This window comes from Pelagibacterium halotolerans (assembly GCF_044811015.1).
GTDB lineage: Bacteria > Pseudomonadota > Alphaproteobacteria > Rhizobiales > Devosiaceae > Pelagibacterium > Pelagibacterium halotolerans_A.
This window is the reverse complement of record NZ_CP085243.1, coordinates 3,748,103-3,772,857: the sequence shown is the minus strand read 5'-3', so window position 1 is coordinate 3,772,857 and position 24,755 is coordinate 3,748,103. Positions and strand designations below refer to the sequence as shown.

General features: G+C 61.5%; 18 protein-coding genes and 1 tRNA gene. 4 read left to right on the top strand and 15 right to left on the bottom strand.

Going from position 1 to position 24,755, the window contains the following annotated elements; all coding sequences use genetic code 11:
• Positions 1-5 precede the first annotated feature (5 nt).
• Positions 6-1,406, bottom strand: coding sequence for a siroheme synthase CysG (cysG, locus tag LG281_RS18130; RefSeq protein WP_404403186.1), 1,401 nt, complete (start codon positions 1,404-1,406; stop codon positions 6-8).
• A 366-nt stretch (positions 1,407-1,772) separates the two neighbouring features.
• On the opposite strand from cysG, the gene LG281_RS18125 reads away from it, so the two are divergent.
• Positions 1,773-2,120 (top strand): VOC family protein, encoded by a 348-nt coding sequence (locus LG281_RS18125; protein ID WP_404403185.1) that lies wholly within the window; start codon positions 1,773-1,775, stop codon positions 2,118-2,120.
• Positions 2,121-2,128: 8 nt separating this feature from the next.
• On the opposite strand, the gene LG281_RS18120 is transcribed toward LG281_RS18125, so the two are convergent.
• Both LG281_RS18120 and LG281_RS18115 read right to left on the bottom strand, forming a co-directional pair.
• Complete coding sequence (locus LG281_RS18120) at positions 2,129-2,449, bottom strand: 2Fe-2S iron-sulfur cluster-binding protein (RefSeq protein ID WP_404403184.1); 321 nt, start codon at positions 2,447-2,449, stop codon at positions 2,129-2,131.
• A 76-nt stretch (positions 2,450-2,525) separates the two neighbouring features.
• Positions 2,526-2,906, bottom strand: coding sequence for an Hpt domain-containing protein (locus tag LG281_RS18115; protein ID WP_404403183.1), 381 nt, complete (start codon positions 2,904-2,906; stop codon positions 2,526-2,528).
• A gap of 361 nt (positions 2,907-3,267) precedes the next feature.
• Here LG281_RS18115 and LG281_RS18110 point away from each other — a divergent pair, with 361 nt between their 5' ends.
• Complete coding sequence (locus LG281_RS18110) at positions 3,268-8,466, top strand: hypothetical protein (protein ID WP_404403182.1); 5,199 nt, start codon at positions 3,268-3,270, stop codon at positions 8,464-8,466.
• A 69-nt stretch (positions 8,467-8,535) separates the two neighbouring features.
• Here LG281_RS18110 and LG281_RS18105 read toward each other — a convergent pair whose 3' ends face one another.
• From LG281_RS18105 to acs, 8 genes are all read right to left on the bottom strand, one after another.
• Complete coding sequence (locus LG281_RS18105) at positions 8,536-9,561, bottom strand: glycosyltransferase family 4 protein (RefSeq protein WP_404403181.1); 1,026 nt, start codon at positions 9,559-9,561, stop codon at positions 8,536-8,538.
• A gap of 28 nt (positions 9,562-9,589) precedes the next feature.
• Complete coding sequence (locus tag LG281_RS18100) at positions 9,590-10,414, bottom strand: UDP-2,3-diacylglucosamine diphosphatase (protein WP_404403180.1); 825 nt, start codon at positions 10,412-10,414, stop codon at positions 9,590-9,592.
• Between the two features lie 251 nt (positions 10,415-10,665).
• Positions 10,666-11,841 (bottom strand): MFS transporter, encoded by a 1,176-nt coding sequence (locus LG281_RS18095; protein ID WP_404403179.1) that lies wholly within the window; start codon positions 11,839-11,841, stop codon positions 10,666-10,668.
• A gap of 172 nt (positions 11,842-12,013) precedes the next feature.
• Complete coding sequence (locus LG281_RS18090) at positions 12,014-12,838, bottom strand: UDP-2,3-diacylglucosamine diphosphatase (protein WP_404403178.1); 825 nt, start codon at positions 12,836-12,838, stop codon at positions 12,014-12,016.
• Positions 12,839-12,924: 86 nt separating this feature from the next.
• Positions 12,925-13,461 carry a DUF1697 domain-containing protein gene (locus LG281_RS18085; protein ID WP_404403177.1) on the bottom strand — a complete coding sequence of 179 codons (537 nt, stop codon included), beginning with the start codon at positions 13,459-13,461 and terminating at the stop codon, positions 12,925-12,927.
• Entirely contained in the window at positions 13,458-14,561 is a 1,104-nt protein-coding gene (locus LG281_RS18080) for a glycoside hydrolase family 3 protein (RefSeq protein ID WP_404403176.1), read from the bottom strand. Before LG281_RS18080 ends, LG281_RS18085 begins: the two co-directional genes overlap by 4 nt.
• 91 nt (positions 14,562-14,652) lie before the next feature.
• Entirely contained in the window at positions 14,653-17,412 is a 2,760-nt protein-coding gene (locus LG281_RS18075; protein ID WP_404403175.1) for an EAL domain-containing protein, read from the bottom strand.
• A 236-nt stretch (positions 17,413-17,648) separates the two neighbouring features.
• Positions 17,649-19,598, bottom strand: coding sequence for an acetate--CoA ligase (gene acs, locus LG281_RS18070; protein WP_404403174.1), 1,950 nt, complete (start codon positions 19,596-19,598; stop codon positions 17,649-17,651).
• A 239-nt stretch (positions 19,599-19,837) separates the two neighbouring features.
• Between acs and LG281_RS18065 the strand changes: the two genes are divergently transcribed.
• Complete coding sequence (locus LG281_RS18065) at positions 19,838-20,404, top strand: hypothetical protein (protein WP_404403173.1); 567 nt, start codon at positions 19,838-19,840, stop codon at positions 20,402-20,404.
• Positions 20,405-20,425: 21 nt separating this feature from the next.
• Here LG281_RS18065 and LG281_RS18060 read toward each other — a convergent pair whose 3' ends face one another.
• From LG281_RS18060 to msrA, 4 genes are all read right to left on the bottom strand, one after another.
• A complete protein-coding gene (locus LG281_RS18060; protein WP_404403172.1) occupies positions 20,426-21,739 on the bottom strand; it encodes a lipopolysaccharide biosynthesis protein in 1,314 nt (437 codons plus the stop codon).
• Positions 21,740-21,944: 205 nt separating this feature from the next.
• Positions 21,945-23,132, bottom strand: a complete 1,188-nt coding sequence (locus LG281_RS18055) for a lipid II:glycine glycyltransferase FemX (protein ID WP_404403171.1) — start codon at positions 23,130-23,132, stop codon at positions 21,945-21,947.
• Between the two features lie 162 nt (positions 23,133-23,294).
• Positions 23,295-23,370, bottom strand: a tRNA-Lys gene (locus LG281_RS18050).
• A gap of 108 nt (positions 23,371-23,478) precedes the next feature.
• Positions 23,479-24,096, bottom strand: a complete 618-nt coding sequence (msrA, locus tag LG281_RS18045) for a peptide-methionine (S)-S-oxide reductase MsrA (protein ID WP_404403170.1) — start codon at positions 24,094-24,096, stop codon at positions 23,479-23,481.
• Positions 24,097-24,363: 267 nt separating this feature from the next.
• On the opposite strand from msrA, the gene LG281_RS18040 reads away from it, so the two are divergent.
• The gene (locus LG281_RS18040; RefSeq protein WP_404403169.1) at positions 24,364-24,729 is read left to right on the top strand and encodes a VOC family protein; all 366 of its coding nucleotides are present in this window, start codon (positions 24,364-24,366) and stop codon (positions 24,727-24,729) included.
• The last annotated feature ends 26 nt before the right edge of the window (positions 24,730-24,755 follow it).

The window sequence follows — 24,755 nt, the reverse complement described above, 5'->3', positions numbered from 1 at the left end:
TCGTCCTAAGCTATCCGTTTGATATCGGGCGCGATCTCGGCGGCTTGCGCCCAGTCACCGCTCGCGACCGCATGTCCGATGAATATGATTGCCGGTCCATCGGCGAAGTCGATAGTGTCCTCCGCCATCGCACCGACAGTGCCCGAATAAAGCACCTTGTCCGCACGGCCCGCATTCACGACGATCCCCACCGGCGTCGTGGCACTAAGCCCGTGCGCCAGAAGATCGCCCGCCACTTTGGCCGCGATGGATTTGCCCATATAGAGCCCCAGCGTCAATCCCGATTGCGCGAGCGACGCCCAATGGGCAAGCTCGGCATTATCGGCGCCATGCGCCGTGGCAAAGACCACGCCGCTGGAAACCTTCCGCAGCGTCACCGGCGTCGCCGTATCGGCCGCGGCCGCCAGCGCCGAAGTCACACCCGGAACGACCGAATACGCAATGCCCGCCTTTCGCAGCGCCGCGATTTCCTCGCCCGCACGCCCGAACACCATCGGATCGCCGGACTTCAATCGCGCAACCTTCTTACCCTCGCGCGCCAGCCGCACGATCAACGTATTGATCTGCGCCTGGCTAAACGAATGATGCCCCTTGGCCTTGCCGACCGAAATCCGCTCCGCATCGCGCCGGCCCATCTCGATGACGGCACTGGGCACAAGCTGATCATGCACGATCACATCGGCTTCCTGCAGCCGCCGCTGCGCGCGCAGGGTCAGAAGATCTTCCGCGCCCGGTCCGGCCCCGATGAGCCAAACAACGCCCGCGCCGCCTTCAGCCTCGGCATCGGCATGGGCACCAAGCAGCCGCTCGGCTTCCGCCTCGCCCCGCCCTGCATCGACCGCCGCTTCCACCGCCGGGCTCGTCACCAGCGCCTCGTAATACCGGCGGCGCGCCACGCCGTCCGTCAGCGCGGCAGCGACCTTCTCCCGCATCGCGCCGGCCAGCCGCGCAATCGCACCCAGCCGCGGCGACAGCACCGCCTCGATCCGCGCCCGCACGAGCCGCGCCAGCACCGGCGCCGCGCCCTCGGACGAAATCGCAATCGAGATCGGCGCCCGGTCAATGATCGCCGGGGTGTAGAAATCGCAGTTTTCGGGAACGTCCACTTCGTTGATCGGAACACCTGCCGCTTTCGCAAAAGCACGGGCCCGTTCGCCCTCCGGCCCATGATCGGCAATGAAAACCAGCGCCGCATTGTCAAAGTCCGACAATTGGGTTGCGCGCGCGAATAAGTTTACGCCAAGTCCGGCGAAGTCCGCCTCAAACGCGTGTGCAAAAACCCGTACCTCCGCGCTCGTCTTGACCGCAAGCCGCGCCTTGGCCAGCGCCTCCTCGTCGCCACCGACGATCAGGATCGCCCGTCCGGCAACCTTGAAAGAGACCGGAAATGTGTCGAGCCGTGCCACCGGACAGCTTGCTCCAATAACCAGGGGTTCAGGGGTTTCGTCGTCGGTCGCGCTGCGCTGTATTTCGACCGGTCGCGAAGTTGCTCAAAAATAAGGATTTCCGGGGCTTTCAGCAAGCACGCGCATCAAGCTAAGGGGTTTATTTCCCTCTCTATCGCCCCTTTAGAACGCAGAGTCGGACCGCCTGACATCGCGCGAAAAAAATTCTGTGTTTCGCCATCGCACGGCAAAGTCGACCAAAATCATAGGAATTAAGTGGCATGACGCGCTGCCACCTTGCCAGGCGGCGCCCCGGGAACGACGCTCCTCAGGTTGCCGCGCCCCGAACGCAATGCTACGTTTCCCTACGCAACGGAGATATATGACATGCCAAAGGCAGTGGGCATTGGCGGTTTATTCTTTCGCAGCGCCGACAAGGCGGCGCTCGCCCAATGGTATGAAACCCATCTCGGTGTGCCTGGATTCTGGGAGCAGGAAGCGGGTTTCACCATCTATTCGCCTTTTGCCGCCGATAGCGATTATTTCCCCGCTGACAAGCAGTTTATGGTGAATTTCCGCGTGGATGACCTCGACGGCCTGATCATCCAGCTCAAAACAGCAGGCATAGCCGTCGAAACCCGCCCCGATGAATGGGATACGCCTGAAACAGGCCGTTTCGCGCGCATCCACGACCCCGAAGGTAACCCTGTCGAGCTCTGGCAGCCGCCCGGCTGAACGCCACCTTATCCCTGCCGGCGCGGTACGCGCACCACCAGCCCGTCCATATCCTCCCGGACGCGAATCTGACACGAAAGTCGCGAGTTCTCCTCGACCTCGAAAGCGAAATCGAGCATGTCCTCCTCCATCGGCGACGGTCCGCCGGTGACCGCCAGCCACTCCTCCTCGACATAGACATGGCAAGTCGCGCACGTGCACGCCCCGCCGCATTCCGCCACGATGCCGCGCACACCGTTCCGGATGGCCGTTTCCATGAGAGTCGCCCCGGGCTGGGCTTCGACCTCGCGGCGCGTGCCATCGGGCTCGATGAAGGTGATCAGCGGCATAAACGTGAGACTCCGGGCGGGAGAGAATAGAAGAACGCGCCCGATATAAGGAGCTCGCAGGGGACCCGCAAGCCGGTCAATTCGTGACGATACTCTGGATATAGGCGCTGACTTCGGCCACGGCCATGGCCATGTCATCGAGCGTTTCTGCGTCAAGCGCGCCCGTTTCGCGCAGCTCGACCTCAGCTGCTCGCGCGACCCCGGCAAGGCTGACGGCGCCGATCCCGACCGACGCGCCTTTTAACGTGTGCAGCCCCATAGCAAGCTCGTCCGGATCGGTCGTAGCGCGCACCCGCTCGAAATAGAGATTGACCTGACGGTCGAACATGCGCAGCACTTCGCACTCGAGAGCCTTGTCCCCGAGCGTCTGACGGGCGAGGTGCACGAGATCGATCGGACGGGACGTTCGGTCCACGCGCCCTTCGGGACGGATCTCCAGTTCACGCGGCTGCGGCATGTCTTGCCCCTTTCGCGGCCTTCTGCCGCCTCTTGGAAAATACTGAAAACCAGTCTAGCGTTTGGGGGATGAAAAGAGGCTTAACCTCCGCCAAGGGCTTCGGAAGGCGCCGCTTTTCATCTATCTGGGGAAAGCGGCGGTGCAGCGTTAACGAATTTTTAATAAAGATTTCAGCAATCGCGCCAAACCGTGTATATGTTCGTGTTACGAGCAGACGAAGATGCGGAATTGCGCCTATATGTGAATGGCGTACAGGCGCCAGTTCATCCGCGTTGGGGACACGTGCACATGCCCCCTGCCGCAGAGCCGTTTCAGCGTCTGTTCGTAAAATGCGGCGCATGAGTAAAGAGTAGTATCGAGTATGGCGAACAAATCGACCAACCCAAAGGACGATCCGGCAGCGCTTGCGTTCTCAGCTGTCGAAAACGCACTGAAGGACTCGGTCTTTTCGATGGATGACAAGCCCGCCCGCAAGGTTGAGAGCCAACCGGCAAAACGGGAAACGCCCACATCGAATGAACGCTTGCGCGCCGCCGACAAGATCGCCGCGCAGGCCAATTCCGTTGCCAATGACGACCGCTCGAACTTCGGCTTCGCGCCGCTCTCTCGCGCATCCAATGCGCCTGTTTGGGTCGCCATCGGGGCCTCGGCACTCTGGATCGCCGGCGTCGCGCTGATTGCGTGGCTGCGTTACGGCAGCCAGTTCGCTGAAGGGCTCTCCCCTGTCGAATTTACACGGAGCCTCGATTTCGCTGCGCTTGCCGCCATTGTCGCCCTGCCCGTTCTTGCGATGATCGCGATTGCCTTCCTGGTTCGTCGCGCTCAGGACCTCCGGCTTGCCGCAAATTCCATGACCCAGGCCGCCATGCGCCTGCATGAGCCCGAGTCCGCTGCCGCACACAAGATTGCCACCGTCGGCCAGGCCGTCCGCCGGGAGGTGAACGCCATCGGCGATGGGCTCGAACGCGCGCTTTCGCGGGCCAGCGAGCTCGAGGTCATGGTGCACAACGAAGTGACCGCCCTCGAACGCAGCTATTCCGACAACGAAACGCGGATGCGCCAGCTCATCGAGGAACTGGCCAGCCAGCGTGACGCGGTTGTGACCAATGCCGAGCGCATGCGCGACGCAATCGCCGCCGTGCATGGCAATGTCTCCACCGACCTCGATCAAATCGGTTCGAGCCTGACTGAACGGCTGCGCGCAGCGGGTTCGGAGATCACAGGCAGCCTGTCGCAGCGCGGCAACGATATTGCCGGCGCCATTGAATCGGCAGGGACGGCCATCGAAATGGCCTTCGATAGCCGCAGCCAGTCCTTCACCGACACCGTTCAGAGCCGCACGTCAGACTTGATGATGGCGCTCGAGGACAGCGCCAGCCGGCTCGACGGCACGCTGACCGACAAGGCGAGCGCGCTGACAAACGCGCTCGATACCTCGACCGACAGGCTCGATTCGACACTCACCGCCAATGCATCGCTGGTGAAGTCGGCACTCGACGGACACGCTGAACGCGTGGAAAGTGCGCTTACCGATACGGCTGGCCGCATCAACAGCGCGCTTGAGGAAAGCACGTCCTCGCTCGGCGCAACGCTCGACTCGCGCACTTCCCTGCTCACCTCGGCGCTCGACGAGCGGACTTCGACGCTCACCCGCGCGATCGAGGAACAGACGGACGGGCTCGCCGCGGCCTTCGACGAACGGACATCTGTTTTCGCGACGTCGCTGGACGAGCGGACGTCTGCCCTCACCTCCGCGCTCGACGAAAAGAGCACACGCCTCACCTCGGCGCTCGACGAACGCGCGAACCGCATCGACTCGATCTTCACTGACCGCAGCGAAGCCCTTGCCGAAGCGCTGGATGCCGGGGCAAGCCGCGTCGACACCACCTTTACCGAGCGGACCGACAAGCTCGCCGCCGCACTCGACGACCGTGCAAACGCGATCGCCCAGACGGTCGACCGGCGCGTGGACGGGCTCGTCAACGCGCTCGACAGCCACACCATCGCAATCTCGACGGCGATTGAGGACAAAGCCTCCTCGCTCGGCGACGTGCTGCGCGGTTCCGCCGAGTCCATCCTCGTGGACTTCTCGCGCCGTTCGGACGAATTGGGCACGGCCTTCTCGGCCTTGGGCGAGCGGGTGTCCGGCGATATCACTGCCCGCGCCGACGAAGCCCAAACGGCACTTTCGCGGATCACCGAACGCCTGGACGAAACCTTCGCGATCCAGTCCAATGCCATCGAGAGCCAGATTCAATCCCTGAGCCTGCAGCTCGACGGTGCACTCGCCGAATCCGCCGAACAGACGCGCGAGGCCCTGAGCCGTGCAGGCGCGGATACGATCTCCCAGCTCAACGCGCGGGTAGACGAGATCTCCGTCATCCTCGACAGCCGGATTTCCAGCATCGATGCCGTGGTTGGCGAAAAAGGCGAGCGCCTTATCTCCGCGCTCGATCATCATTCGCAGACCTTCGAGGGCAACGCCGACCGGCTCGGTGCCGCCATCGAGGAAAAGGCCGGGGCGCTTACCGCGGCACTCGAAAGCCGCGCCGGCGCTTTTGCCGATCTCGTGGACGGCAAGACCGCATTCCTTGGCAATGCGCTCGATGGCCGGGCGCAAGCCTTCGTCGAAGCCATCGATGCCCGCTCGAACGAGCTTGCGGGCGCTCTCGACGAACGTACCGGGCGCTTCTCCACGACCCTCGAAGCGCACACGAGCGCACTTTCCCAGGCGCTCGATGAGCGTGCAAGCGCGCTTGGCGAAAACATCAGCGCCAGGACTGGCGAGCTCAATGCCGCGCTCGAAACGGGAGCTACCGCATTCTCGAATGCCATCGAAGGCCGTTCGGCCGAACTCTCCGACGCGCTCGAGCGCCGCACTCAGCAGTTCGACACGACCCTCGCCGCGCGCACTACGCAACTCGACGATACGCTGGCCGAACGCACCAGCGCGGTCAATTCCATGCTCGACATCACCGCAACCCACCTTGCCGAAACGCTCACCGAGCGTACGCGGCACCTGGGCGCCACGATTGACGAAGCATCCGAAAAGCTCGACTCGCAAATGCGTGGCCGTACCGGCGCTCTCGAGTCCTCGCTCGATGAACGTGCCGAACACATCGGCCAGATCATTTCCGAGCGCACCGGCGAATTGACCGGTGCGGTCGAAGCTTCGGGCGAAAAATTCCGCGCCGCCGTCGACGCCAGCCTCGCCAACGTCAACGAGACGATGGACAGCCGCACGAGCCAGGTCTCCAGCCTTATCGAGACCAAGGTGGCCGAGATCAACTCCAATATCGGCCGCGAGATCGACACGGCCGTCGCACGGATCGCCGATGCCGAGACCGGCGTCACCGCACGCATCGACAAGGCCGCCGAGAGCGTCGGCCAGAGCGCGCGCGATGCCGCCGACCTCGTGGAGTCCCGCCTGGTCGAGGCCCGCGACGCGATCACCGAGATGGTGGACGATCGCCTGGGCACTCTGCCCGAGGCCATTACCACCCGTGCCGAAATCACCGCCGAACGGCTCGCCGGGCTCAACGAGGCCATTCACGGCACGATTTCCGATTCCATGCGCGATCTGGAATCGGGCGCCGACAGGATCGAGTCCACCCTTTCGAGCTCGATCCAGACTGCGATCGGCCGGTCGATGGACGACCTCGAATCCGGGGCCGTCCGTATCGAAGGCGTGCTCAACGACAAGCTCGCGAACATCACCGCAAATATCTCATCCGATGTCGAGCAGACCGCCATGCGTATGGACGCCGTGGTCCGCAAGGCGATGGACGAGTTCAAGACTGCTGCTGTACAGATCGAAGACCTTGTCGAGGTTCGCGCGGTCCATACCGCAGACGAACTTGGCCGCAAGGCCTCGGAAATCAACCGCATCGTCTCCGAACACACCGACAATTTCGCCGAACTGATCGACGCCAAGCAGAACCAGTTGACCAACGCGCTGGGCAACCAGACCAACCTCCTGCGTGCCGCACTCGAATCCAGCACCCGCGACGCCGAAGAGCTTATGGCTGCGTCTTCGAGCCGGATCGAGCAGGACGTTTCCGAATCCCTGCGCAAGCTCAACGACGCCAACCTCCTGCTCCAACGTGTGCTCGAAAGTTCTGCGGGCAATCTCGCGCGGCTCCAGGGCGACGTCACCGCGCAGACCTCGAACTACTCCGACGCCGTGCGCGAGGCCCTCGCGGGCACCGAGCAGGCGGGCGAAGTCATGGGCCGTCACGTCGACGCGCTCCAGTCGACGATCTCTTCGATGCTCAATGAATTCGGCCAGATCTCGGGCAAGCTCTCGGCGGAAACCGACAGCTTCAATTCCGCTGCGGCGAACCTTGCCGAAGTCTCAAATTCCACCGTCGACACGCTGGAAAACCGGCGCGGCGCGATGGAAGCGCTGGCGGAAGGCTTCGCCACACGCACCGACGAGATCGATGCGCGCCTGCGCGGCTTTGCCCAGTCGATCGCCGACACGGTCAACCAGACCGAACGCCGCCTGATCGAAGCCCGCCGCGCCATGGAAGAAGCGCTCAACGCGACCTCCGACGCCGTGTCCGGCCAGATCGCCTCGATCGGCGACATGGCCTCGGGCGAAGGCGAGCGCGCCAGCCAGGCGCTGCGGCAGACCCAGGGCGAATTGCTCGCCGATATCGAGCGTGCCTACGCCGACGCGACCCGACGCTTCTCCGATACCGCCGACGCGATGCGCATGACCGCAAGCCAGCTCGGCCAGGAGCTCGAAGCCACGCGCAATGAACTCCAGCGCTCGGTTCTCGACCTGCCTGAGGAAACCCGCGCCAGCGCTGCCGCCATGCGGCGGGTGGTCGCCGAGCAGATCGAGGCGCTTTCCGAACTCAACGCCATCGTCCGCGCCCAGCCGGGCACGCACGAGGTCTCGGGCCGGTCCGCGTCGAGCCGCCCGGCTCCCGCGCCGCGCGCCCAGACCTTCGAAGCTCCGCGCCGTGCCGAACCCGCGCCGCAACCCCAGCGTCCGGCTGAACCGGCTCCGCGCCAGCCCGAACCTGCGGCAACGGCGGTCGAGCAGCGCCCGGCGCCGAAATCTCCGTCCGAACGCCTCAACGAAGCGCTGTCGCAGTCGCGCAATACGCGCGAAGCCAGGCCGCGCGAGACGGCAGCCCCGACCTCCGATGAGGATGGCGGCTGGCTGCGTGACGTGCTGCGTAACGCGTCGGCCAGCCAGGAAACCCAGCGCCCGCTCAACCTCTCGAGCCTTACCGAGGACATCGCCCGCGCGATCGACGACCGCGCACTCGCAACGGCATGGAACCGCTATCAGGATGGGGAATCTGGCGCGTTCAACCGCCGGCTCTACACCATCACCGGTCAGGCGACCTTCGACGAAGTCCGTCGTAAGTTCCAGCGCGATGCCGAGTTCAGCCGCACCGCAAACGCCTATATGAGCGAATTCGAACAACTGCTCCGTGAGGCTGGAAACAGCACCAATGGCGGAGCGGCGATGATGGATCAGCTCCTTTCCAACCGCGGCAAGGTCTATACCATGCTCGCCCACGCGAGCGGCCGGCTGGGCTGATCGGTTGGGAAGCCAAGGATAACAGAAAGCGCGGCGGGGTCTTCCCGCCGCTTTTTTTCAGGGTCCGCCTCAAGCCGCGTGACGGACGGCGCCCCGCGCATCGACAAGGTGTCCGGCGAACTGATCGGCGGCATTGGCCCAGGTAAAACGCAAGGCATGCGCGCGCGCTGCGTCCCGCGACAGGCTCAATGCCCTCGAGACCGCGCTGGCCAGGTCCTCGTCCATCACCCCGCTCGCCGGATCGGTCAGGACGTCGATAGGTCCGGTCACCGGATAGGCCGCAACCGGCGTGCCCGACGCCATCGCCTCGATCATCACATTGCCGAAGGTATCGGTCCGCGAAGGAAAGACGAACACGTCAGCGCTGCGATAGGCCGCGCTCAGAGCTTCACCTTCAAGCTGCCCGGCAAATACCGCTTCGGGATAGGCGCGGCGCAGCTCTTCGAGTTGCGGGCCGTCACCTACGACAATCTTCGTTCCGGGCACATCGAGATCGAGGAAGGCCGAAACATTCTTTTCCACCGCCACACGCCCAACGCTAACCAGATGCGGCCCTGGGAGGTCGGTGAACATGGTTTTGGGTCCCGGCGCAAACCGGTCCGCATCCACCCCGCGCGACCAGAGCGCCAAATGGCGAAATTTATGCCGGCGCAAGTCCTTGAGCACGCTGCGCGTCGGCACCATAGTAACGGCGGCCGGTCCGTGGAACCGGCGCAGATAGCCATAGCTCCATTCCGCCGGAACCGGCAATCGCGCCGCGACATATTCGGGGAACCGCGTATGGTAGCTTGTCGAAAAGGCCAGCCCGCGCCAAAGGCAGATACGCCGCGCGATGTGTCCCAATGGCCCCTCGGTTGCGATGTGGATGTGATCGGGATCGATCTCGTCGAACTGTGCGCCGACGGCTCCGAGGCTGGCCAGCGAGAGCCGAATCTCGGGATATGTCGGCAACGGCATGGTCCAGAACCGCTCGGGTGTGAGGTAGTGAACCTCCATTCCCCGTATCCGCAACTCTTCCCCGATGCGCGCGAGCGAGCGCACTACGCCGTTGACCTGGGGATGCCAGGCATCCGTAACGATCAAAAGTTTGGTCATGTCCTGCCCCCAGTGCCCGGAATGCGTCCTAACCGCGCGTCGACAGGAGACGATCGAAAACGGTCTGCCGTTTGCGCCGTCGCGACGGTGCCGGCTGACGTCTTGCAGCAGGCCATCGTATGAGTTCGAAATTCCCGTCGAAGGTTTCAATGACCGCGGTGCAACTTTCGACCCAGTCGCCACAATTTATGTAATGCACACCATAGGTTTGATGCATCGCGGCATTGTGGATGTGCCCGCAGATGACACCGTCCACGCCCGCCATCTTTGCGTCGTGTGACAGCGCTTCCTCGAACCGGCCAATAAAGCTTGCGGCGTTCTTGACGTTGCGCTTGGCCCAGGCCGAAAGCGACCAGTACGGCTTCCCAAGCCGCCGGCGCACCCAGTTAAGGACCACATTGGCGCGCAGCATGGTGTTATATGCCCAGTCCCCGATATGGGCGAGCCATTTGGCGTGCCGCACCACGATGTCGAACTGATCCCCATGGATGACGAGATAGGTACGCCCGTCCGCCGCGATATGGATCAGACGGTCGTGCAACTCGACATCGCCATAATTGGTGTTGAAATGATCGCGCAGAAATTCGTCGTGATTACCCGGCAGATAAACGACGCGGCATCCTTGCCGCGCGCGCTCGAGGATCGACTGAACGAGAAGGTTATATTGCGGCGGCCAGTGCCAACTCTTCCTGAGGCGCCACCCATCGATAATGTCACCGACGAGGTAGATCGCATCTGCCTCTATGGTCGCAAGGAAGTCGATAAGCGCGTCGGTCCGGATACTGCGCATGCCCAGATGCACATCGGAAATGAAAAGCGCGCGCACACGCCTGACATCGGTAGTGGTCCGCATCGTCCAAATCCAGCGTTGATCATACAATGCGGATTGAGCTGATGCCTGATTTGCGCAACCGTTTCGTGACACCCGCCGATTAACGGGGACTGGCTAGCCCGCATTTCTCACATTCCTTGCGCCCTGCGTCGGATTTTGGCGACAGGGGGCGTCAGAGAGCTTGCACGATGTCCCGCATCGCACTGCGCTCTCTTCCTGCCCTCTCGCCATTTTGAAGCGGCGCAGGGCGCAAGGAATGTGAGAAATACGGGCTAGCGCTTGATTTCCTTGATCGCTAGTGAAATCCCCACCAGGACCGCACCCAATGCCGCGGCACCCGCCGCACCAAGGAACGCGCGCATACCAAACACGGCCACCAGAGGCCCGAAGGTTACGAGCGCAACCACATTGGCACTCTGGCGCAGCACGACATAAAAACTCTGCGCCTCCGCCGCGATCTCGTCGGTCGTCCAATTTGCAATGAAGTTGACGATCCCTAGATAAGAAACCGCAAAGGTGACCATGTGCAGCACTTGCAGGAGCGCCATTTGCCAAGCCTCGGTGGCAAATGCGACACCTGTCCAGCGCACGACGCCCGCGATACAGGCGACGAGCAACAGATGCCGCGCCGAAAACCGCCGCGCGATCCGGGCGAAAAAGAACATCGTTGCGAGCTCGCAGATCGGCGCGATCGACCAGATAAAGCCGATAGAGCCCTCCGGAATGCCGATCCGGACCCACATCAGCGCCCCGAACGCCATCAAAACGAAATGGCTCGCCTGCAAAAGCGCGGTACCGACAAGCGTCAGCAGAAACCAGGGTTTGAGCACCTGCCGCATCGTTTGCGCCGCGTCCGCGTTGACCGTTTGCGGCACGTCGCCTTCGGGATTCGGCGCGCGAAAATACGGCAATTGCAGCGAAACCAGTCCCCGGAATATATTGACGAGAATGAAGATCGGCACGAATACTGCGATCCCGATCCACCCGTAAAAGAGCCCCGTCAGCCATGTCGCGAGAATAAACCCGACGCTCCCCCAGATGCGAACGCGCGCGAAATCCGTACCGCGTCTCCGCGTCATCCGCGTTGCCGCCGCGTCGATCACCGGCTCGAGCGACAGGAAGGGGATCATGCATAGCGACCAGATGACGAGGCTGCTCCAGAAGCCCGAGACCCAAAACAGGCCGAACGGCATCGCGGCGGCGATGAGGGAAATCACGACAAGGACGCTGCGCCAGTCCTTCGCCCTGTCCGCGATGCGGCCCACCACGAGATTGAGCACGATCATCAAAAAAATCGGCGCGGCATTGATGATGCCGATTTCCGACTCCGAAACGCCGCGCGAGTCGAGCCATATCGACAGGAGCATGGTCGACGCCGCGGGCGTCATGAACGTCGAAAAGTAGAAAAGCGCCGTCCGCATCTCGGGCGATGCGAAACGCGCCGGCATGGCAAAGCTCATCGCGGCGGGATCCGGTTCAGACGAATGTCCAATTTGTTTTGTCGCGTTTTCGCTGATGCGGCCCTTAGGGCCGAACCGCAAAAGTGGTACCCACTTTTGCTGAAAACACTCCATTCCCCCGACATTGCGTTGCCGCACGACGGCTGGCAAGCCTGAAATGTTAGTTTCGTGATTTTTGCCGCCGTCCGAAGCGGCGGCGCTTTTTTGGTGGTGCGGCGATATCGCCCCAACGGATCAGCTCGAACTCGCCCTCATGCGTCTCGATGATCGCCGTGCAGCTTTCCACCCAGTCGCCGGAATTGATATAGTGGATGCCGAATTTATGGTGCATCGCGGCATTGTGGATATGTCCACAGATGACCCCATCGACTTGGCTATTGCGCGCTTCGAGCGACAGCGCCTCCTCGAATCGGCCCATCACGCTGACCGCGTTCTTGACCTTCTGCTTGGCCCAGGCCGAAAGCGACCAATAGGCAAGCCCCAGCCTCCGCCGTACCCAGTTGACAAGCACATTGACCCGCAGCGCGAAATTGTAAGCCCAGTCTCCGATATGCGCGAGCCACTTGGCGTTGGCGACCACGACGTCGAACTGGTCGCCGTGAATGACAAGATAGCGCCGTCCGTCCGCCGTTTCGTGGATGGCGCGGTCGACGATTTCGACACCGCCGAAATACGTTCCCAGGTAGTCGCGCAGAAACTCGTCGTGATTGCCTGCGAGATAAACCATGCGCGTTCCGCGCTCGGCCTTGTCGAGCAGGATTGACGCCAGTTCGTCATAAAGCGGCGGCCAGTGCCATTCCTTTTGCAGCCGCCAGCCGTCGATCAGATCGCCCACGATATAGATCGTGTCGGCTTCATAGAGCGGCAGAAACTTGATGAGTTCGGCAACGCGGATATTCTTCATGCCCAGATGCACGTCAGAAATAAAGAGCGCCCGCACGTGCCGTACGTTTTCGGGTTCTTCCATCCGGGGGGTTGCCCTCATGCTCTTATCGACGTGCCGCGATTCGCCACCGCTCTGCCGGCACTATAGGGGGCACGATCCCGATAAGGAACCACGCGTCACCGGAGTTACCCCAGCCGTTCCACGATTTTCCGCACGGTATTCCAATTACGCGACGTACCAACCCCGATCCGTGCGTTGGTCATGACCGAAGCGAGCGGTGACGTGCTGATGCCCTCCGGGATGTAAATCCAGATATCCCCGTCGACGAACCGTAAGCTCTCACCCGGCTGCACCCGCGCTTCGAGCAACGCTCGGGCGTCATCCGAAACCGGAGCCCTCATCACGCGCACGGCAACCTGCGCCGGGCTTGTGGCCGAGGCTTCCGGAAGAGGATTGCGCTCGACAAGCCCGAGCCAATCCCCTTCCGAGCGCACGATGAATTCGATCGGCTTGCCGAACCGCTCGGCGAACGCAGTTTCGAGCCGTGCTTCAATAGCGCGAGGATCAGCCTCGGGGCTTTCAAAGATTACGTTGCCTGTCGCGAGCAAGGTTTCGGCACCGGAATAGCCAAGCTGGGCGAACATGTCGCGCAATGGTGCCATCGACAGCCGCCGGCCGCCGCCGAGGATGATCGAATAGAGCAGAGCGACATACCGGGTCATTCGCCCGGCCCCAAACGCTGCTTCAGGGCCACAATGCGCCGATAGCTCTCCTCGACCCGCGCGGCAAAGGCCGGATCGGACTGCGCTTCCTGGATGATGATATCGTGGACGTCCTCACCCGTTCCGGGAAGAGGATCGGGATAGCCGGAAAAAAGCAGAATGTCGTTTCCCGCCGTGACGGCACGCACCACGGTTTCGCGCAAGTCGAACTGCGCCGTGATCGCACCCATCTGAAGATCGTCGCTGATCACCACCCCGTCATAACCCAGATCACCCCGCAACACGCCATCGATCCACGCCGGCGACAGGCTCGCAGGAAGCTGTTCGTTCGGGTCCCGAACATAGTCGGCGTTGAAAATATGCGCGACCATGACCATGTCCGCGAGCCCCTCTTCGATCAGCCGTGCGAAGGGTTCGAGCTCCACCTCCTGCCAGTCGTTGGTTACGTCGACAAAGCCTTCATGCGTGTCGCCCGTGCTTGAGCCATGCCCCGGGAAATGCTTGAGCGCCGTGGCCACCCCCGCCGCGCGGTGCCCTTCGACGAACGCGGCACCAAACTGCGCAACACGCTCCGGATCGACGCCGAACGACCGCTCGTACCGCGCGATAATGGGATTGTCTGCGTTGAGATTGAGGTCCACGACGGGACCGAAATTGACTGTGAACCCGAGAGCCGCAAGCCTCTCGGCGAGGCCGGTATAGATCGCACGCGCCTCCATGACGCTCCCCCGCCCGACCGCCGCCGCGGAGGGAGTTTCCACAAACCCCACGGCTGCCGTAAGACGACGGATCTGCCCGCCTTCCTGATCGAGCGCGATGAACGGCGACAGCCACGGGCTGGCTGCGGCGAACGCGGCGTTCATCGCGCGTACGTCTGCGAGGCTGTCAACATTGCGGCGAAGATACATAACCCCACCGATCTGCCCATCCGCCAGTTGCGCGCGGACAGCTCTGAACCCCGCATCCTCCACTGAGGTTCCCTCGAAGCCCACCATGACCATCTGCCCCGCCATCTCGGAAAGCGTCTGGGCCGATGCACCAGCTGTAGCGCCCGCCGTAATGACAAGAGCGAAAAATAGCGCATTGAAAAATTGCCGCATGAAATCTCCTGCTACTGAATCGGCACACGAGGGCATTTCTGATTCTGATAACCGGCACCACAATTTATCCGGATGGGATTTGCGGCGGCAATCAGTCAAGCTTCCCAGGCTCGAACCGGTCCTCAACCGGCGCGGTGATCGCCGCCAGTGTATCTGCAGCGGAAGCGGGACGCCCGAAGAAATAACCCTGCCCGGTCTGGCACCCGGCAAGACGCAAGACCCACGCCTGATCGATGGTCTCGATGCCCTCTGCGATAACACCTTTCCCCAGGGACTCCGAGAGCATAAGAACCGCCCGAATGATCGCCGTAGCCTCAGCATCGTCGGGCAGCCCGCGGACGAAACTTTGATCGATCTTGATGATATCGACGGGCAACCGCCCCAGATAGCTCAACGACGAATACCCCGTGCCGAAATCGTCGAGCGCGATCCTGACACCGTCCTTGCGCAGCCTGTCGAGCTTATCGATGGCATGCCCGGTCTCGGTGACAAGCAGCCCTTCGGTGATTTCGATATCGAGACGCTCGGGCGAAAGACCTGAGCTCGCCAGCGCGTCGCGGACATCGGAAACAATGTCACCATATTCGAACTGCATGGGCGAGACGTTGACCGAGAGCCGCACTGGCTGCGGCCAGCCCGCCACCTCCATGCACGCTGTCTTGAGAATCCAGCGGCCCAAATCGATGATCAATCCGGTTTCTTCAGCGGCAGGAATGAACTCGCCTGGCGAAATCCTGCCGAGTTGTGGATGCGTCCAGCGCACGAGCGCTTCCACCCCCACCACCGCGTTGGTTTCGAGATCGACCTGAGGCTGGTAGTGGATTGAGAATTCGCCCCGCGCAAGCGCAGCGCGTAGCGCGACTTCCATGTCTTGCTTGTGACGGATGCGCTCGGTCATCTCGCGCGCGAACGGCACGACGGCATTGCCATGCCTGTCAGCCGCAACCGAGAGCGCCATACTTGCATGCCGGATCATCGTATCCGGATCGCAGCCCGATAGCTCCGAATCCGTCATGCCGACGCTCGCCCCCACAATTGCATGATGCCCGGCCATCGCATATGGCCGCGAGATCCGCGTAATGAGCGCCCTGGCAAAATCCTGAGCGTCATTACCCAGAAATCCTTCGCGCAGCACGGCAAAACTGTTGCCCTCGAGTCGAGCCACGACGGACGTACCAGCCCCTTGGAGCCGCGTCACAACTTGCTGGAGCAACCGGTTGCCATAGCCATAACCCAGCGTGTCATTGACGATCTTGAGACGGTGGACCCCGACGAGAAACACCGTAGCGCCCCGCTTCCGTCCATCGGACGTCGACATCATGTCCTGGAGCGCCTCGACAAGGGCAATGCGCGAGAGCGCACCGGTTTGCGCGTCATGCCGTGCTAAATAGTTGAGCCGCGCCTCCGATAACCGGCGCTCGGTGATATCCCGGAATGTCAAACATGCGACGCGACCGGCTTGACCGGCGCTCTCCTCTTCGGAAGCAGCCTCGGATATAGTCACGACATATTCGATGATCCGTTCTTCACTCTCGCGCGGCGCGATCCTGATTTCGGCAGCCTCGTCGACGGTCTTACCCTCGCCGAGCGCGGCGGTGAGCGCAGTAACGAACGTTCCGGGCAAGCTGGCTTCGATCGTTTGGCCAACCAGATCGCTCCCCATGAGTTCGCACGCGAACCGGCTCGCGGCACGAACGCGATGGCGTGTATCGACCACGACCACCCCATCGAAATTGTCCGCAACCACACGAGAGAGAATGCCACGCATGGAATCCCGCTCCTGCGCCGCATTCATAATCGAAAGCCCGCGGATTTCGAGTTCGCGAACCAGGCCGACCGAGAGCAGACCGACGAGCGCCACATGCACTGCAGTGGTATCGAGAACGATGGCCGAATTCATATGAAGCGCCAAAACCAAAAGCTCGAGGACAACAGCGCAGCCCGCACAACCCAGGGCAAGCGGCACGACGGCGACACGCGTGCAACCGAAGATGAACGCGGAGACGACGGCAACCACAATGCCAATCTGTGTCCAGATGCCCGTTTCTATAAGAGGCCGGCCCTGCCTGAGAGTTTCGGTAGCGAGAGCCTGCACCACGCCGCCCGAAATCACACCGAAACGCGGAACGAGCACGGATTGCTGCAGCGTGGCCCCGCTCAATGCGATGACGACCTGCTTGCCTGCGAGTTGGCCGACATCGATGCGGCCGTTGAGCACATCGCCAACTTCAATGACGGGAACCGTTGCGGCATCGATAGAAAAATCGATGGCGAAGCTATCCTGGTCCGGTACGGTGCCTGGGTTCAGCGCCGCAGCCAGAGACGGCACGAACCTGCCCTCGATATTCGCACCGGTCTGGTAATGCCGGACCACACCGTCCGCGTCGGGCAAGGCTGCCATGGTAACGGGCGGAGCAATCGATGAGAACCGGCCGAGCGGTCGCGTGAAGGTCGGTGTTTCGTGGCTCCGGCTGGCGGTGGGAGACGCATAGGCGACAGTTCTGACCTTGCCGGCCCCGCGTGCGAGCGCAGCGGCGAGAAGATCGTCCCCCGAACCTCCGGTCGAGGCACTCAAACGCGTTTCCACCACGATATCGGTGGCGCCCGCACCGAGCACGATGTCTACGACGCTCGCATACATGCCCCGCACCGCCGAAGCGCTCTGAAGCTCGATGATATCGGACGGATCGACGTCGATGAGCACGAGGTCACCACTCGCCGGTCGGCTGCCAATCGAAAACCGCACGTTCCAAAGCGCGTCATCAATGAACCGAAATGCGTCGAACGCCGCGCCACCCGCCGCGAAAACGCACACCACAACGATTGCGAGCAGGTGTCGTGATTGCGTCACCGGTTCCCCCCAAACCGTTCGCGCCGCACCGCGCACTATCACCAGCCCGGTCTGCCCCGCCGCGGACCACCTGGCACTCTCGCCACGCGTCGGGAATCCATAGAAAAACCAATATCTTGGCATACCCGACTACGCGAACGCGCCGTCGACTGTTTCATGCCTTGTTTAACGAAAAACAAAAATAGGCGCGCTGCCGAGGCAACGCGCCCAAATTTGACTAATCAGTGGTTGATAGGTCAGCGATTCTTGCGGTTCTCGATCAAATCGTCGACAACGCCCGGGTCGGCCAGCGTCGAGGTATCCCCGAGCGAGCCGTAATCGTCCTCGGCAACCTTGCGCAGAATGCGCCGCATGATCTTGCCCGAGCGCGTCTTGGGCAGACCGGGTGCAAACTGGATATGATCGGGCGATGCGATCGGCCCTATTTCCTTGCGCACCCAATTGCGCAACTCCACAGCAAGGTCGTCCGAGCCATCCTCTCCCGCCATCAGCGTCACATAGCAGTAGATCCCCTGCCCTTTGATGTCGTGTGGAAACCCGACCACCGCGGCCTCCGAAACGCTGGGATGCGCAACAAGCGCGCTCTCAACCTCCGCGGTCCCCAACCGGTGACCGGAGACATTGAGCACATCGTCCACCCGGCCCGTGATCCAGTAATACCCGTCGGCATCCCGGCGGCACCCGTCGCCGGAAAAGTAATAGCCCTTATATTGCTGGAAATACGTGTCCTTGAACCGCTGATGATCGCCATAAACCGTGCGCATCTGTGCCGGCCAGCTATCGGCGATGGCCAAAACGCCCGCCGCCTCGGTCTCGGTGATTTCCTTCCCGCTTTCAGGATCGAGCACCACGGGCTTTACCCCGAAAAACGGTTTGGTCGCCGAGCCGGGCTTAAGCGGCGTTGCGCCCGGCAGCGGTGTGATCATGAAGCCACCGGTTTCCGTCTGCCACCATGTGTCGACGATCCCGCAGCGCCCGCGCCCCACCTGCTCGTAATACCACCGCCAGGCTTCCGGATTGATCGGCTCGCCCACGGACCCCAAGAGCCGCAGGCTCGAAAGGTCCGCACCTTCCACATACTGGTTGCCCGCGCCCATCAGCGCCCGGATCGCCGTCGGCGCAGTGTAGTAGATATTGACCTTATGCTTGTCGACGACCTGCCAGTGCCGCGAAGCGTTCGGCCATGTCGGCACGCCTTCGAACATCAACGTTGTCGCGCCGTTGGCAAGTGGGCCGTAAACGATATAGCTGTGCCCGGTCACCCAGCCCACATCGGCGGTGCACCAGAAGACTTCGCCATCGCGATAGTCGAAGGTGAGCTGATGGGTCAAAGAGGTATAGACGAGGTACCCGCCCGAAGTGTGTAGCACCCCCTTGGGCTTACCCGTCGACCCCGACGTATAAAGGATAAAAAGCGGATCCTCCGCATTCATCGGCTCGGGATCGCAGAACGGTTCGGCACCGGCTGCAGCCTCATGCCACCAGACGTCCCGGGAACCCTTCATTGAAACCGGGTTGCCCGTATTTTCAATAACCAGCACCTTTTCGACGCCCGGGCAATCCTCAAGCGCCGTATCGACATTGGCCTTCAAGGGCACGCTCTTGCCTCCGCGACGCCCCTCGTCTGCGGTGATCACCACGGCGCTGTCGCAGTCATTGATCCGTCCCGCGAGCGCGTCGGGCGAAAACCCGCCGAACACGACCGAATGGATCGCCCCGATCCGTGCGCAGGCCAGCATGGCATAGGCCGCTTCGGGGATCATCGGCATATAAATCGTCACCCGGTGCCCCTTCTTGACGCCGAGCGACTTGAGCACATTGGCCATCCGGCATACGCGCTCATGGAGTTGCCGGTAAGTAACGTGCTGAACCGTCCCGTTCGGATCGTCCGGCTCGAAAATGATCGCCGTCTGGTCGCCGCGCGTGTCGAGATGCCGGTCGATGCAGTTGGCCGAGACGTTCAGAACACCGTCCTCGAACCATTTGATCGAGACCGAGTCGTAGGAAAAATCGGTATTCTTGACCTTGGTGTAGGGTTTGATCCAGTCGAGCCGCTTGCCCTGCTCACCCCAGAAGCCTTCCGGGTCCGAAAGTGAGCGGGCATACATCTCCTCATACTGCTCGGCCGTCGTATAGGTCCGTGCGATCGCATCGGCGGACGGGGCATAGATGGCGTCCGAACTCATGTCTGGCTCCTCCTGATCGTTTCGCAACTTCATAACCCGCCGCACAAAGCCCCATCAAGGTGCGTGTGACGACGGGGTGGCAGGTTACAACTTCCTCTCCGCCAGAAAGGCTGAAAAGCCGGGCACAAAAGCAGGGTGACAGTTTTTAAAGGCTGGTCGCGCTATGATCTTTTGTTGTCGCGGGATTTTGCGGAAAACCGGTTCCCACTGTTCCGCATCCCGCACCAGGAGAAAACGCCATGGCAGAGTTCTCGCACCGCGCGGCAACCCCGGCCGATATCGGTTTGATTCACCGCGAGTTGACGGACCTCATCGACTCGATGCCGTACTACAACGACCTGTTCAAGACGCATGAAAAGGCGCGAATGGACAAAGGCTTCCTGCGTACGCTGCTCGCCATCGACCCTTGGCACATCCTGATCCTGGAGGCTGATAACGAGCCTGGCGGCTTCCTGATTTCCGGTCCCGACTGCGGCACGATCTTTCAGTACTGGTCGTGCATCTTCCCCGCGCACCGCAAAACCATGCTCGGCATGTACGGCATGCGCGCCTTCGTCGAGCATTGGGACAATTCGCGCTTCCACAAAGCTTCCACTTATGTGCGCACGGACAACAAGATCGCCCTTAGGCTCCTCGAACGCTACGACTACAAACGCGTGGCCGTGCTCGAAGAACATATCTTCGGGCAGGACTATTGCGTGATGGAACGCAAATTCACCAAAGCAACCGAGAGCTACGACCGGGGGCTGAAACTGCCTTTCGCCACCCGGATGAAGATCAGGCTTCAGGGGCTCCTCGATGGTTAGAGCCTGTTATCAACCCCCTATCTACAATTGATGACAGGCCCTAGCCCGGAACCGCGCAAAGATCGAAACGTCGATCCCCGTGCGACGCCACGCGATAAGCCACAGCGTTGCTGACCAGAGCGAAATCGCAATAAACGCCGAAATCGCCGCACCATTGAGGCCATACGGCGGTACCAGCGCCATATTGCCCAAAACCAACGTCGCCAGCCCCAAAGCCACCGCCGGCAGGCTGTCGAACGGTTTGTCGCGCATCGAAAGCACCATCGGCGCGGGCCCGAACGCGGCCCGCACGACGAGCGCGAGGCATAAAATGCTCATCGGCCACGCCCCCACGACAAATTCCTCGCCGAACAGCATCAGGAGATAGCGCCCGAAAAGCGTGACGCCGAGAAACAGCGCACCCGACAGCAATACCGCGACGATATTGGCCTCGCCGAGCCGCCGCGAGAGCGCCTCGGCGTCCTTCTTGCCATCGGCCTCGAACATCTCCGGCAACGTCATGGCGTAGACCGCGACGACGCCGAAGGAAACGAGCGCAAAGATGCGCGTGCTGACGCCGAATATGGCCAGATCGGTCCGGGGCAGCAATTCGGCAAGCATGATGAGGTTGATATCGAAGAAATAGTCCGCAGCCAGCGTGATCATGACCCAGGGCGCGGCGAACCGCCACCACCGGCGGGATGGCTCGGGCTGATGTTCACTCGAAGCCGGCACATTCCTGACGGCCCGATAGAGCAAAACGAAATGCCCTGCCTCAAGCGCAAGCAAAAGCAGTGCAAAGAGCCACAGCATGGCGTTGAGGTCCGCCTTCCCCGCAGTCAGCGCGACAATCGCGAAACTGGTGATCACGAGCGCGGGGCGCAAAACCATATCCGGCATATAGCCCATCAGCGGCCGCTTGAGCCCGACAAGCGCAGTCGTATTGATGAATGTGAATGCCGTTCCCATCGCGATCAACGCCGTGGGCACCCACAAGGCCAGAAGATGTTCTCCCGTGTTCCCCATGAGATAGGTCACAGGCCACCCCAGGATCGTAATGGCCCCACCGATGACGAAGACATGAGCGAACGAACGCATCAAAAAGCGCCGCAGGTTGCGCCCGTCGCTCTTCGCGCCGTATTCGGCGGCGAAATAGGTCCCGACCGTCTGGAACCCCAAAGGCATCACCACCGCCAGCAGATTGGCGGCAGCGATGGCCAGGAGATAGTCGCCCAGCGCCTCGGCGCCCCAGACCTGCGCAATCGCCGCCTGGACAAGAAAGATAAACCCCGCCCCACCGACCCGAAGGCCGAACATGACAACCGAGCGCGACGCCAGTTTTTTACCGATAGACATAAGGGCCCGTTAACACGAATGGATAGGGGTTTGACGAGCTATAGTCCGAGCAACCTTCGTGGAAAATGCCGCGCCGGCCGGACGATAACCCGCCCGAAGGGTTTTGCATAAATCGTCCACTGCCGGTGCGTTTCCCCTTGCGAGGAGGATCCCATGCACAGCGGGAAAACACTGGGCATTGAACGATTTATGCAAAATCAAACCCTTATCCATTCGTGCTAACGGGCCCCAGGGCCTTGCGCAGACGGCGCATCAGCGCCAGTCGCCAGGCATTGATCGCATCGCGCGCGCGCGTCAGCTTCGAGCGTCCCTCATAAGCCAACGTCCCGAACAGCCGCGCGCGACGACTCGATGCGTAGTTGGCAATCGGCGGCAGATCGGCCACGTACCCCGCGCTGCCGACCATGCCGCTCTTGAACTGGTGGAGCCCCTGAAATCCGTCGGTGCCCCCGAGGTCGTAGAGCCTTGCCCGCGTGTTGTCGCGCAGCCAGCGAATGATGTTCCAGTGCAGGAAATAACCCGCGCGTAAATCGAGCGCCGCATCGTTGGTCGCGCCATAGAGATAGGTCGCCATATCGCCTGCGGTGAAAATCACCGCGCCGGCAACCGTCTCGCCCTCATGGGTCACAAAAAATATCTGCGGACGCGCCGTATCCTCAGGCATCGCCATCAGAGCATCCACCGAGTCGATTGCAGAATGGTCCGGAAACTGCTTGCGATCGCTCATGGCCTTATAGAGCGCCATGAACCGGTCGAGTTCATCCGCTCCGCCCTCTTCGAAGCTGAGCCCGGCCTTGAAGGATTTGCGTAAATGATACCGCCATTTCTGCGCAAAGGCGGCAAGCCTTGCATCGTCATCGAGCCGGATGTCGACGACGTAGCGTTTTGGGAATTTAAGCCCGACCCCCCGCGAAAATCCGCGCGCGAGAAGGGCCGCCAGTCCGGCGTTGTCATCGGTTGGCTCGACCTTGGGCATGATCGAAAGCATCATCCCGCGCATGTCGGCATAATCCGCGACCAACGCCTCGACCATTGCCTTCATCACCGCGTCGGCATCGGGCCGCCTGTTGTCGGCAAGAAACGGACCCCATTTGACAAGCGCAATCGTTGCGAGCTTCAGCGGCAGGGGTTGGAGCATGACGAGCGCACCGCCGACGGGCCCCTTGTCGTCGGAGAACAGAACCGGCTCAAGAGACAGGCCAGGCCAGCGCATGCGGGCATAGGCATAAAGCTGCTCCTGACACACACCGTCAAAATCCGAAATCGCCCGATCCCATTCCGCCGGACTCAGCACGGCCCGGGTCAGCATCGGCAACGCCCCACGACCTGCGGTTTCCCGCTCCGTGCGGCCCGTGTCGCGCCCCATGGGCAGAGAATTGGCTGAAAGGCTCATGATCAGGTGCGTCCGGGATTCATCGATGGCGCGACCATACGCCCAACGGCCTTCCCAAAGGGTTTCGCGTAAAGGACAATTTTGCCGATGGTGAATGGAAGGTTACGTCAGATGCATGAATGAATGCGATCTCAAAGAAACCTTCGCTCGCAGAGCGAAGGGTGGTGGGTGTACAAGGACTCGAACCTTGGACCCGCTGATTAAGAGTCAGCTGCTCTACCAACTGAGCTATACACCCAAGCACAACAGGCGGCGTGCGGAGCACGCCGCCGAAGTGGCGCTTCTCTAGCAAACGCCTTCCGGCCTGTCCACTCCCCTTTTGGGAGAAAATGGTCAGGTCCGTATCTTATTGCGGAAACGGGTTTTCGACAGTCCCCAAAAGCGCCTGATCGCCCCATACCTGCTCGAGACGCGCATCGCGCCGGCAACCGATGCGGTAGGCGTTGTAGCGCTCTGGATTGTTGGCGGCGAAATCTTGATGGTAATCCTCGGCCGCGTAAAAAGTGGCTGGCGGCAGGATTTCGGTTGCGATTTCATACCCCGTTTCGGCCTCAATATTGGCCTTGCTGGCCTGGGCGATCTCGCGTTGCTCATCGGTCAGCGCAAAGATCGCCGGCAGATAACTGTCACCGCGGTCGCAGAACTGCCCGCCTCCATCGGTCGGGTCGGTCGAGTGCCAATAGATCGTCAGAAGCGTCTCGTAGTCGATGACCTCGGGATCGTAGGTGACCTCGACCACCTCGTAATGCCCCGTATCCTCATAAACCACCTGATTATAGCTGGGGTTTTCGACATGCCCGCCTGCAAATCCCGAAACGGCGTTGGTTACGCCCGCGACCTTCTCGAAATTGGATTCAACGCTCCAGAAACACCCCCCGGCGAAAAGCGCCGTCGCCCCCATTGCCTGTCCAGACATCATGCCGGCCGCCACAACGCAGGCGCCAACGGCAATCTTGCGGTTCATCGCTTTCTCCTCTGAACGTTCTGTGTCCGACTTTCGGACGGCGGCCTTGTCACCCGCAAGTCAAACCGGCGTGAGCTTAGCGACCATTCCATACTCCCCAATACGAAGCCGGACCATCAAGTGTTACAATAGAATCACAATAAAGGCGCCGGATCGGCAAAACCGGCCCGATTGCGCCAACCTCGAAGTCCCAGTAAGCTCGCTCGGCGCTTGAGGCGACACATTTTTATCAGCCGTTTATTGAATAGGGAGGACGAACCGTTGAGCATGGGTGCGTTTTCACTGAGCCTTGCGGTCAAGGATATTGCAAAGTCCCTTGCCTTTTACCGAAAGCTCGGATTCCGCGAAATCGGCGGCAAAATCGAGGATAAATGGCTCATATTAAGCAATAGCGAGACAGTGATCGGACTATTCCAGGATATGTTCGAAAAGAACGTGCTCACCTTCACCCCGGGCTGGGACAAGGACGGTAAGGATGTCGACCCTTTCGAGGACATCCGCGCCATTCAAAAGCGCCTCAAGGATGAAGGCATCGCGATCGATACCGAGACCGATCCGGACGGCACGGGCCCAGCGCATGTCATGCTGACCGACCCCGACGGCAATCCGATCCTCATCGACCAGCATCGGTAGAGTAAGAGCGTGTTTACGAAAAGTGG